Genomic DNA, 3,121 nt, shown 5'->3' with positions numbered 1-3,121 from the left:
GGTGAGGCGGTGTTCTGCACCGGCATGACGGGTTACCAGGAGACGCTGACTGATCCGTCGTACCACGGGCAGATCGTGGTGCAGACGGCGCCGCAGATCGGGAACACCGGCTGGAATGACGAGGATGACGAGTCTTCGAAGATTTGGGTCAACGGTTATGTGGTGCGCGACCCCGCGCGCACGCCGTCCAACTGGCGCTCGAAGCGGTCTCTGGATGAGGAGCTGGTGCGCCAGGGGATCGTCGGTATCGCCGAGGTCGACACCCGTTCGCTGACCCGCCATCTGCGTGAGCTCGGTGCGATGCGGGCCGGGGTGTTCTCCGGTGACGCGCTGGGCACGGTCGACGACATGGTCGCCGAGGTGCTGGCCAGCCCGAAGATGGAGGGTGCGGACCTGGCCGGCCAGGTCACCACGCCGAAGCCGTACGTCATCTCGCCTTCCGGTGACGTCCGCTTCCGCGTCGTGGCGCTGGACCTGGGCATCAAGTCCAACACCCCGCGCCAGATGGTCAAGCGCGGCATCGAGGTGCACGTGCTGCCCTCCACGTCCACCCTGGACGAGCTGCTGGCGGTCGAGCCGGACGGTGTGTTCCTGTCGAACGGCCCGGGCGACCCGGCCACCACGACGCACGCCACCGAGCTGACCAAGCAGGTGCTCGGCCGCGAGATCCCGCTGTTCGGCATCTGCTTCGGCAACCAGGTCCTCGGCCGCGCGCTCGGCCTGGACACGTACAAGATGCGCTACGGGCACCGCGGCATCAACATCCCGGTGATCGACGTCGCGACCAAGTCGGTGGCGATCACCGCGCAGAACCACGGCTTCGCCTTGGAAGGCGAGCCAGGGCAGCGCTTCGAGTCGCCGTTCGGCGCGGCTCAGGTCAGCCACTACTGCGCCAACGACGGCGCGGTCGAGGGCCTGCGGGCGTTCGACGTCCCGGCGTTCTCGGTCCAGTACCACCCCGAAGCCGCGGCCGGCCCGCACGACGCGGCCCCCCTGTTCGACGATTTCGTTTCGCTCATGGAGAAGAAGGCCTGATGCCGAAGAGGACGGACATCCAGCACGTGCTGGTGATCGGCTCCGGGCCGATCGTGATCGGGCAGGCGGCGGAGTTCGATTACTCCGGTACCCAGGCCTGCCGGGTGCTGCGCAGCGAAGGGCTGCGTGTGTCCCTGGTGAACTCGAACCCGGCCACCATCATGACCGATCCCGAGTTCGCCGACGCCACCTACATCGAGCCGGTGACTCCCGACTTCGTCGAGAAGGTCATCGCCGAAGAGCGGCCGGACGCGCTGCTCGCGACCCTGGGCGGGCAGACGGCGCTCAACTGCGCCGTCGCGCTGCACGAGCGGGGTGTGCTCGACAAGTACGGTGTCGAGCTGATCGGCGCCGACATCGACGCCATCCAGCGTGGTGAGGACCGGCAGAAGTTCAAGGACATCGTCCGCACGGTCGGTGCCGACGTGCCGCGCTCGCGCGTCTGCCACGACATGTACGAGGTCCGCGACACCGTCAAGGAGCTCGGGCTCCCGGTGGTCATCCGGCCGAGCTTCACCATGGGCGGGCTCGGCTCCGGCATGGCACACACGCCCGAGGACCTCGAGCGGCTGGCCTCCACCGGGCTCGCGGAGTCTCCCGTCACCGAGGTGCTCATCGAGGAGAGCGTGCTCGGCTGGAAGGAGTACGAGCTCGAGCTGATGCGCGACAAGCACGACAATGTCGTGGTCGTCTGTTCGATCGAGAACATCGACGCGATGGGCGTGCACACCGGCGACTCGGTCACCGTCGCGCCGACGATGACCCTCACCGACCGCGAGTACCAGGTGATGCGCGACGTCGGCATCGCGGTGCTGCGCGAGGTCGGCGTCGACACCGGCGGCTGCAACATCCAGTTCGCGATCAACCCGGCCGATGGCCGGATGGTCGTCATCGAGATGAACCCGCGCGTGTCGCGCTCGTCGGCGTTGGCGTCGAAGGCGACCGGTTTCCCGATCGCCAAGATCGCCGCGAAGCTCGCCATCGGCTACACCCTCGACGAGATCCGCAACGACATCACCGGCGAGACGCCCGCGGCGTTCGAGCCCACTTTGGACTACGTCGTCGTCAAGATGCCGCGGTTCGCCTTCGAGAAGTTCCCCGGTGCGGACCCGACGCTGACCACGACGATGAAGAGTGTCGGCGAGGCGATGTCGTTCGGCCGCAGCTTCCCCGAGGCGCTGGGCAAGGTGATGCGGTCGATCGAGACCAAGGCGACCGGGTTCTGGACGCTGCCCGACCCCGAGGGCGCGACGCTGGAGTCCACTTTGGACGACCTGCGCACGCCGCACGAAGGCCGGCTGTACGAAGTGGAACGTGCCCTGCGGTTCGGCGCCACCGTGGAGCAGGTCCACGAGGCGAGTGGTATCGACCCGTGGTTCATCGACCAGATCGCCTACATCGGCGAGGTCGGCGCCGAAGTCCGTGACGCGCCGGTGCTGGACGGTGATCTGCTGCGCCGCGCCAAGCGCACCGGGCTCTCGGACCGTCAGATCGCCGCGCTGCGGCCGGAACTGGCCGGTGAGGACGGTGTCCGCACGTTGCGGCACCGTCTCGGTGTGCGGCCGGTGTTCAAGACCGTCGACACCTGCGCGGCCGAGTTCGCGGCCAAGACCCCGTACCACTACTCGGCTTACGAGTCCGACCCCGACGCGCAGTCCGAAGTGGCCGTCCAGTCGGACAAGCCGAAGGTGCTCATCCTCGGCTCGGGCCCGAACCGGATCGGGCAGGGCATCGAGTTCGACTACTCCTGTGTGCACGCGGCGATCGCGTTGCGGGAGGCCGGGTTCGAAGCCGTCATGGTCAACTGCAACCCGGAAACCGTGTCCACCGACTACGACACTTCCGACCGGTTGTATTTCGAGCCGCTGTCGTTCGAGGACGTGCTGGAGGTCGTGCACGCCGAGCAGGCGTCGGGCACGGTCGCCGGTGTCATCGTCCAGCTGGGCGGGCAGACCCCGCTGGGCTTGGCGAAGAAGCTCGCCGACGCCGGTGTCCCGGTGGTCGGGACGCCGCCGGAGGCCATTCACCTGGCCGAGGACCGCGGCGCGTTCGGCGAGGTCCTCACCGACGCCGGCCTGCCCGCCCC

General features: G+C 68.2%; 2 protein-coding genes. Both read left to right on the top strand.

Going from position 1 to position 3,121, the window contains the following annotated elements; all coding sequences use genetic code 11:
• A partial coding sequence (gene carA / locus DV20_RS17175; RefSeq protein WP_043778325.1) for a glutamine-hydrolyzing carbamoyl-phosphate synthase small subunit occupies window positions 1-1,035 on the top strand: 1,035 nt, incomplete at its 5' end.
• Window positions 1,035-3,121, top strand: a 2,087-nt coding sequence (gene carB / locus DV20_RS17170) for a carbamoyl-phosphate synthase large subunit (RefSeq protein WP_043781405.1), incomplete at its 3' end; no start/stop codon positions are given. The genes carA and carB, both read left to right, overlap by 1 nt.

This window comes from Amycolatopsis rifamycinica, assembly GCF_000695625.1.
In the GTDB taxonomy this organism is placed as follows: Bacteria; Actinomycetota; Actinomycetes; order Mycobacteriales; family Pseudonocardiaceae; genus Amycolatopsis; species Amycolatopsis rifamycinica.
This window is presented reverse-complemented; position numbering and strand designations above follow the sequence as displayed.